Below are 9,297 nucleotides of genomic sequence, written 5' to 3' on the forward strand. Positions count from 1 at the left end.
GGGTACTCATCGGTAAGGATGACGGCGCCCCCAATTTCTGCATGAGAAGATTTGACGTTGAAGCCGGCGGTCATGCCCCCCGGCATACCCATGACTGGGAACATGAAATTTACGTGGTTGAGGGCAAAGGCGAGGTGCTTCTCGGGGATCAGTGGCATGACATTTCCCAGGGGACCGCAGTTTATGTGCCCCCCAATGTTGACCACCAGATAAAAAACAGCTCGGACGGACATCTTGCCTTTCTGTGCCTGGTGCCTTCCAAAGCCCCGGAGATGTAGATGAAAGCGCCCAGAACCTGCGTCACCCCCCAGGGGCAATTTGTAGTGGGAATCCACAAACCTGGATTTGATGTGGACAATTTCAGGCAAAATAGCACTGACGATGTGCTTGGCCGCCTTCCTGATGGCAGGCCTGTGAAAAACCTGCAGAATTATCCCCAGGGGCAGGTCCAGGCAAGCGCGGATGACCGAATTTATGAAATCGCCAATGCGTTTCCATTCCGGGGCAGCACCTTTATCAATTCCGACTGGGCGGACCGCAAGGCAGAACGTCCCGATACCATATGCCTTCCCGCCCGGTCGGACTGCTCCTTAAGCGCTTGTCTGAAACAGTGGCAAAAGGGAAAAGGCGTGCAGCGGAATACTGTGACCCAGATGCTGGAACTGCTTCCCCGCCCCCTGAAACTGGCACTGGCCCAGGCGTCCACGGACCCGGAGGAGCTTTGTGTACTTGCCGGCCTTGCCTGCGATTTTGTATATGATAATGGTAAGGACCATCCGCCCACGGGTCTTTCCTTTGGAAAGAACAATCAAGGCTGGCTCTTCCCGGTCATCCACGACCATGATCTTTATGATGTGCTTGGCAACAATCCGGCCCTGCCCGATGTTTATAAAGAGGTGATGGTCCTCAAACCCGGCATTCAGGGGGACAGCCCCATTGTGGGAGAAAGCCTGGATAACACCCATGTTTTTGAATATATGCGGGCTAACTCATACATTCCCTGGGGCCATTATGCCACTAACATGGCCAATGACCAAATCCGCTACCGGGCCAATGACCTGACCCCGTCTGACATGGCAGGTATCCGGCATCTGTATTACCAGCGCATCTATGTACGCCTTGCCCAGATGCTGGGCGTGACGCTGCCGGCAACCGGCCGCCCCCTGTCCACAGATGAACTTGAGGCACTGCGCACGGAAATTATGGATGCCCTGGTATCGGGGGACCGCAGCCCATTGGACAGTGAGTCTCCCTTTTTTACAGGGGCGTTATGGGGATGGAATTTCGGATTCGGGTTTGCCCAGTCCGGACACCGGCTGCATGCCTCCCACCAGATGATCCACCAGCAGAACGCCATGATTCCGGAAAGCATCTTGGACAGCGACGGCAACCCTTATCCCTGCTTTGCCTGCGGGGATCTTGTGGCTGACTTTATCCGGGATTATAAAGCCGCCTACAACACAAATTTTTTTACCGCCTTTATCAAGGCCATTAAAAACAATCAGCGAACAGACATGAACCCGGACGGTCCCAATGATTTGGTCGTCTGGGAAAACGACAAAGTCATGCTGTTTGCCCCCAAGGCCCAGGTCAGTGAATGGGAGCTGATGCTGATGACCAAAGCCCCCTGCCCCCATGTGCTTTCCGCCGACACCGCAACCCGCAATGCCCTGGACACCGGCATCCGTATAGCCGTCCAGACCCTGGAAACATTGGGCGCACAGATGGTCACAAGCGTGGAATTTTCAGGCCGGTTTAACAGCCCGGTCACCGAGCAACACCTTGTGTACTCGTTTATCCCGCGTCTGCCCTATGCGCCGGGCACCTTTTCCGAGGCCCAGATGCGCTTTATCGCCGGATGTTTTCCCGAAGATTTTGCCTTTGCCTGCCGGAAAGTGCTGTCGTCATGATAACCGGCGAATGCGCATGAAGTTCTGTGGCATTTCAAGGCCGAATACAGCCACACCCCGGATATGGGCCTTGAAAAAGTCTGTGTGGTGTATCCCAATCTCCCCATTTATCCGGCCACAAAAGGGATTTAATAGAGGGTAAAACAGGAAAAGGAATTTATGGGGTCTGCCTTTGCTCTGGCATGTGCGTTTTTCTGGGCTTTTGCCGTTATCCTGTTTAAAAAAGCAGGGGAAAGCTTCTCGCCCATTGCCTTGAATATTTATAAAAGTGTTGTGGCCATGGCACTGATCGGTCTGACCATGCTCGTCATGGGCATCCCTTTTTTCCCCGATGTGGTGCCGCGTGTATGGTGGATTCTCGGTCTGTCGGGATTATTGGGCATTACCCTGGCCGACATATTTTATTTTTCCGCCCTGAACCACCTGGGTGCCGGCATGGTGGCGGTGGTGGAGTGTCTGTATCTGCCCAGTGTGCTCGGGTTTTCCTATATCCTTTTAGGCGAACGCATAGGCATTTTGGGGATCATCGGCAGTGGGCTGGTTCTTTGTGCCATTCTGGTGGGCGCTGCTGTTCCCCTAAATGATTTAAAACCCGGTATAATACGCAAAGACCCAAATCTATGGGGACTTTGGGCAGGGTGCCTTGCCATGATGTTCGTAGCCCTGGGCATTGTGATTGCCAAGAATGTACTGGACCAGGTTGATGTATTCTGGGCCACCTTTATCAGGGTTACGGCCGGCGTAATCGGCCTTGTCCCCGTTGTGCTGTGCCACCCTGAACGCATGCGGTTTGTCCGCGAGCTTAAATTTTCAAAAGCCTGGTTCAATGCCTTGCCGGCAACGGTGAGCGGCAACTACATTGCCCTGGTACTCTGGATGGCGGGGATGAAATACACCACCGCATCCAGGGCCGCGATACTAAACCAGATGTCCACCATCTTTCTTTTTATCCTGGCCACGGTATGGCTCAAAGAAAAAATGACGGCCCAGCGATTGGCCGCCATTGTACTTGCGGTGGCGGGGGCTTATCTTGTCATTTTTAATTCATGAATCAATTCAATCAGACAACAGGCTGTTAGGGAATAGATACTTTTTCCAAGTTCAAGGCGAAAATAACTCTTCAGACCATATCTTTTTCACCGGCGCTTTTTTTCAACGCAGTATCAACGGCCATGGACAGTTCGCCGGCAATTAAAGGTTTCATGAGCAGGTCAAAGACGCCTGCGGACTGCCACATCTCTTTTGTCAATCTGTGGCTGAAGCCTGTACACAGCACAACGGCAATTTTCGGATTGATGGATTTAATCCGGCGTGCCAGAGCCCTTGCCCTCAGGATGGCTGAAGAGATTGAATTCAGATAGTTCAGCATAATTTCATCGTCATGGGCTTTCATTTTGGCCAAATCGGTAAATCCCATGAGCGCAGAAAGCTGATTATAACGGATTTGGGGGACCATGCTTAACTATTTGAATTTATTGTGACGCGTTTTAGTTCATGCTCTGAAATTGTGACCAAAAATAAGACAGAGAATTCATGTTCAAGGGATAAGAAGCCTGAAATATAGGGAAGGACCAGAAAGCCGAATCAATGGCCTCCCCAAAATCCGTTATAATCAGAAAATATTGAGCATTTCAAAGCTTGGCGTGCCGGAATTCTTTTTTTCCCGGATACCGGATGTATCTAATTTCTCATCCGGGTTCCTTAAACGTATTTTTTCAGGAGAGCTGATCTGCACCGGCCCCACAGGCAGGGACAGGCGGGTCAGGCATCTTGGATTCAACGACCGTTCCCGCAACGCCACAGCCGTCCTTTCCAGCCTGGAAAGCAGTCGGTCCACACGCCGGTTCTCCCTGGCCCAGCCGCTTTCAATGTAATTTCTCAAGCCCTCTTCGGTCCGTCGCCTGATCTTGAAAACCCGGTCGCTCTCCCGGGTCAGCTCCCGCATGAGCTGGGTAAGAAAATGTTTCTGGGGTGGGGTCAGATGGTCTGCAGCGGGCTGATTTAACACTGTGCGCAACTGGTCCCGGAACTCCATGGATCGGTTCTGGTCGCACAGCAGCTGGAAAAACCCTTCGAATGCTCTTCCGGCATCTGTATTCTCAAGCACGGCCTCCTGATGCATGACAGACTGCAGCACATCCCCCCGGGTGGGGTCCGCCTCTATGATTTGAACCCGAAGGGACTGGTCAAGCATCCGGATTTCATCTTCCATCCGGCGAAAGTCTCCGGGCAGCACCGATGCCAGCTGATAAATTTCACGGATTCTCTGCCTGCTCTGCCGCAGACAGTTCCACCAGAACGCCTGCGTGCAGCTGGTCAATCTCGTGCTGGATCGCCGCCTTTTTTTCTTCCAGCAGGACCAGGCGCTCCTCGGGGTTGGTACTGATGGCCACCAGCAGTTCCCGGACCGCCTCCTGGACAATCCGCAGGTGGGAGGCCATGGTCACATTGGACTTTTCATCCAGGCTTTTGCAAAAACGAAGCGCGATCTCTGCCGCCTCTGTTTTGGAGAGCATGTCGTCCATCTCCCGAAGCCAACCCGCTTTGATCCACAGGTTAAGGTAGACCCCGGCACTGGTATCGGTTTCCCAGACGCCAAACTCCCGAAGCCGAATCAGTTCCGCATCAAGGTCGATCCTGGCTCGACTGAAAGGCACTTCGCTTTCCTCGGCAAAAATGGAGGCAAGAAACGACAGGATGATCGGGGCATTGTCCGCCCGGAGCAGTTTCCAAGCCCTGCTTTCATCAAAAATTCGACGATATTTTGCTTGCAGCCCAGTGAAGTTCAATCTGCGTTTCCTGTTTTGTCACGATTTGTGCATTTTTGCTTTATTTTTCCCCGCCTCCAAGCACTCACTTGCCCCTGGAACCTCTTTTACCAGAAATGACTTTGTTTACTCAAACGGTTTTACGCTTACAGCAGGTTACATGCGATGGCCAACACCCTGAAAAGAAGATCTATCGCCACCTGGCATTGACCGAAGATAAAGATGTGTTCGCGTTGATGGCTGGTGGTGATCTCATCCGGCCTCGGAGGATCATGATCGTTGAAAACAAGATCAACAAGAATTTCTGTTGCGGTTTAGAGATGGACATTTGAGATAAAATACGCTTTATTGTTTCCATAGAGTTCTTCTTTGTTGAATGAAAATTTTACTTTGCAATAAAACTTTCTCAAGTTTGAAGAACTCTTGTCCATCTTTTTTTTACAAAACTATGCTAAAAAATGTCCGAACCATTGCCATAGAGTATGTTAAAATAAATATTGATTACAGAATGTAACATCTTTTCGACACGGTCCCCTCCTGTATGGGAGGGGGGTTAAGGGGAGGGAACCCCATTAAGGAGGGGTTCCTTTAAATGTCATAAAAATTTGAACATAAAAAAATGCCGTTAAACAGAAAAAATAAATTTTTATGGTTTACAGGAATCTCGGCTCTGCTCACATTTATTGTCTTTTTATCTATCATGGCGATTTTCTGGTGCAGGCTCCCCTCCTTAAGCCAGGACTTTTTATTTAAAATCATCAAAGAAAATGGGGTCTACTTTTTTATCAGCTTCATTTTATTTTTTGAGGTCCTCGGCTTCACGATTTATGCTTTTTTGAATAATTTTTTTATTCCTTTGACAAAAATACCTGATGAAATATCCGTCATTTTAACAGTTAATTCTTCCCACCGGATCAATATCGAAGGCGGAAACGAAATTTTAGCGATCTCAAACGCCATAAACCTTTTTGCGGATCATTACGAAACGCTGCAGAAAAATATAAAAGAAGAGATAAACAGAAAAAGAGCCGAACTCGAAATAGAAAAAAATATGCTCGCATTGTTTTTCGATGAGCTCCCGCAAGGCATAATCGCCTGCAACACAGAAGGAGAGATAAATCTTTTCAACAAAAAAGCCAAAATCTTAGAGGCTCAAAACCATATTATCGGAATCGGCAGATCTATTTTCGATATTATCGATAAAGACATAATATTGAATGCGCTTTATGAAATAAACGTAAAAAACCCTAAGAAACATGTAGCGGCATCGTCTTCTTTCATAACTTTAAGCCCCGGCAATGTTTTGATACAGGCGGACATCTCGCCGATAACGGATCGGCGTGACAATTTTGCCGGATTTATGGTCGTTTTTTATAACATAGGAAAAGACTTTGAGCTTTACGCAAAAATTGACAACATCTTCAAATCCACCGCAACCAAGGTTCTTACTTATCTCGATAAGATAAAAAAAGAGAAAATGACAACACCGGAGATCGCTGCCATCGAAGAAAATTTAAAAAAGTCCGAACAAGACTATATCGAGAAGATAAAAGAGCGTCTGCCGTTTCTGGTGGTTTCAGACAGGGACATCATAACTACTGTCCAGAAAAGAGCCGGAGAAAAGCTTAACATATCCCTAAAGCCTGAGTTCCCGGCTCATATAAACTGGATAAGGATCGAAACTTACTCTTTTATTAATGCTTTTTTATCTATTTTGACCATTTTGAAAAATAAGACTTTTAAAAAAACGTTTAACTGCAAGCTTTTTAAAGAGGCAAATTTTCTGGCAATTTTTTTTCATATTCCGGATGCCGAGAAAAATTTGGATATTTTTAAAGATGATCATTTTTTTTTAACGCTGAAAGATTTTGTGAACTATCATGAGGCGCAAATCAGTTTAAGTTTTAATGAAAAGAGCGAAAAAGGGCTAAAAATTCTGATACCGCTTGCAGAGATGAAAGAGCCGGAGGGTGTGCGCAACATCGTGATTGAGCGAGAGGCCTACGAGCGGCCGGATTTTTTCGATTTCGATCTTTTTACAAAGCGGAAAACCGATTCCAAATTAAATGATATGCGTTTAAAAGATATCGTGTATACGGTTTTCGATACGGAAACGACCGGTCTAGATACCAGAAATGACCAGATAATTTCGATAGGCGGGGTCAGAATCGTAAACGGCAGGATTTTATGCGGAGAAAAATTCAACCAGCTTATAGACCCGAAAATAAACATTCCGCTCGAATCTGAAAAATTTCACGGCATAAATGATGAGATGGTTAAGGGAAAGCCCGATATAAAAGAAGTTTTGCCGCTTTTTTATAAATTTTCCAAAGATACGGTTTTGGTGGCGCATAATGCGGCATTCGATATGAAGATGTTTTCTATGAAAGAGGCCCAAACCGGAATAAAGTTTGACAACCCGGTTTTAGACACCCTCCTGCTTGCCCTAATAGTTTATCCTATGCACGAAAAACATAATATGGCGGCTATCGCGAGTTTTGCCGGCGTTGATATTGTGGGACGCCACACAGCTATCGGCGATGCCTCGGCAACGGCCGGGATCTTTCTTAAGCTTATTCCGCTTCTTGCTAAAAAAGGTATTCACACTTTAAATGACGCGATCAACGCCTCTAAAAAGACTTTATACTCAAAACTGAAATATTAAAATTAGACATTATACCGATTTTTCGTAACCTATTGATTTTACGGGGACGCTTATTTTTAAAGATCTAATAGAATCAAGCATTTATCCCAAATCGATATAATGTCTATTTATTATTAATCAGCCATGGAACAGTTTGAACTGGATCAGGAATACCAAGATGCCTCCAATATAGCCAAGCATTGCCAGCCAGCTGATTTTTTTCACATACCAGAAAAAGTTAATTTTCTCCAGGCCCATGGCAGCAACGCCTGCCGCCGAACCAATGATCAGAATAGAGCCGCCGGTTCCTGCACAGAAGGCCAGGAAGGTCCACAGGAAATTATCCACGGGAAATTGATGCATATCATACATCCCCATAGATGCGGCCACCAGAGGCACATTGTCAATGATTGCACTGATGAGACCGATCAACGCAACGATAATGCTTTGTTGACCAATGGTCTTGTTGAGCCAGGTTGCCAGTGCCGTCAGAATATGGGTATTTTCCAGGATTGCCACAGCCATCAGAATACCGACAAAAAAGAGAATGGATGCCATATCTATTTTGGCCAGGGCATGCACTATGGTCAGGTGCTGCTTTTCTTCGTCGGGTTTCTCCTTGTGGACAAGCTCTGCCACCAGCCAGAGAACGCCAAGACCGGTCAGGATTCCCATAAACGGCGGCAAATGGGTTATCTCCTTGAACACCGGCACCATGACCAGTGCTCCTAAGCCGACAGCGAACACCAGGTCCCGTTGGAACTTTGTGGTTGTCCCGGAGCCATTCTTTTCTGCTTTTTTCCCCACAGACTTGCCTTTGAGCATAAAGCTGACGACAATCAGGGGAATAGCAAGATTTGCGACGGACGCCAAGAATACCGATTTGATGATCCCTAATGAAGAGATCTGGCCCCCGATCCACAGCATGGTCGTGGTAACATCACCAATGGGAGACCAGGCCCCACCTGCGTTGGCGGCAATAACAATAATTCCTGCAAAAATCAGGCGGTCCTCGTGATTATCCAATAGTTTTTTGGTCAATGATACCATGACAATGGTGGTGGTCAGGTTGTCCAGCATGGCGGAAAGAAAAAAGGTGACAATCCCGATGAGTACAATCAGAACACTCTGACTGGTGGTGGTGATCCGGGAGGTAATCACCTCAAATCCGTCATGGGCATCCACCAGCTCAACAATGGTCATGGCCCCAAGCAGAAAGAAGATAATCTGGGCGGTGGCCGCAAGATTTTCATTGAGTTGTTCCGTCACCAGATGATGATTGCCCGTGGTAACGGCGTAAATGGTCCACATGATGCCGGCGCCCAGCAGGGCGGAAGCAGATTTGTTAACCCTGAGCGGATGCTCAAAGGCAATGGCCGAATAGGCCAGAACAAAAACGATTACTAACAGCGTGTGCATAAAGCCTCCTCAAGTTTAAAATACGAGGAGGGATTATAATAGGCCAGAACAAAAACGATTACTAACAGCGTATGCATAAAGCCTCCTCAAGTTTAAAATATGAAAAGGGATTATAATACTATAATTTTTTATTACAATAGGTTAGTGAAATATGTGTTGTGCGCAGGAGGCTGTTGCGAACCATACATATAAAATGGCAAGCAAAGTTGAGTGGTTGCCTTTGCGTATCCCTAAAACCTGCTGATGGCAGCGACTCTGGCCTAGCTGGCCTTTGCCAGATCCACAGGGGAAAACTCAAATGTATCCGGGTATTGTTTCCGGGTCAATAAATGTATTTAAAAAGAATGTTTTTTTATCTACAATGCCCAGCCAACTTCTAAAATAAATAAAAGGAAACTCGATATGTTTGACTACCCCTTATACCTGAAACAGCTGACGGCAGGAGAGCCGGTCAACAACCCTTTTCTGGATTTTTTACAGATCAAGGCCGAGACGGTTGAAAAAGGATATGCCCGGTTCAGCATGAAAATACGCCCCGAATTTCTCCAGGGTGCCG

6 protein-coding genes and 1 pseudogene are annotated in these 9,297 nt (G+C 47.3%); 4 read left to right on the forward strand and 3 right to left on the reverse strand.

What is annotated here, in order from left to right:
• The 3 genes from AB7U36_RS12415 to AB7U36_RS12425 form a co-directional block, all read left to right on the forward strand.
• A partial coding sequence (locus AB7U36_RS12415) for a cupin domain-containing protein (protein ID WP_428160083.1) occupies positions 1-278 on the forward strand: 278 nt, incomplete at its 5' end.
• A complete protein-coding gene (locus tag AB7U36_RS12420) occupies positions 279-1,910 on the forward strand; it encodes a hypothetical protein (RefSeq protein WP_428160084.1) in 1,632 nt (543 codons plus the stop codon).
• A gap of 159 nt (positions 1,911-2,069) precedes the next feature.
• Positions 2,070-2,960, forward strand: a complete 891-nt coding sequence (locus tag AB7U36_RS12425) for a DMT family transporter (protein WP_428160085.1) — start codon at positions 2,070-2,072, stop codon at positions 2,958-2,960.
• Positions 2,961-3,030: 70 nt separating this feature from the next.
• On the opposite strand, the gene AB7U36_RS12430 is transcribed toward AB7U36_RS12425, so the two are convergent.
• A complete protein-coding gene (locus AB7U36_RS12430) occupies positions 3,031-3,366 on the reverse strand; it encodes a hypothetical protein (protein ID WP_428160086.1) in 336 nt (111 codons plus the stop codon).
• 156 nt (positions 3,367-3,522) lie between these two features.
• Positions 3,523-4,699, reverse strand: a pseudogene (locus AB7U36_RS12435) (DUF3375 domain-containing protein).
• Positions 4,700-5,729: 1,030 nt separating this feature from the next.
• Here AB7U36_RS12435 and AB7U36_RS12440 point away from each other — a divergent pair.
• On the forward strand, positions 5,730-7,343 hold the full coding sequence (locus AB7U36_RS12440; RefSeq protein WP_428160087.1) for a 3'-5' exonuclease: 1,614 nt from the start codon (positions 5,730-5,732) through the stop codon (positions 7,341-7,343).
• A gap of 117 nt (positions 7,344-7,460) precedes the next feature.
• Here the strand turns inward: AB7U36_RS12440 and nhaD are convergent, their stop codons facing one another.
• Positions 7,461-8,741, reverse strand: coding sequence for a sodium:proton antiporter NhaD (nhaD, locus tag AB7U36_RS12445; protein WP_428159861.1), 1,281 nt, complete (start codon positions 8,739-8,741; stop codon positions 7,461-7,463).
• Between the last annotated feature and the right edge of the window lie 556 nt (positions 8,742-9,297).

This window comes from Desulfobacter sp. (assembly GCF_050177295.1).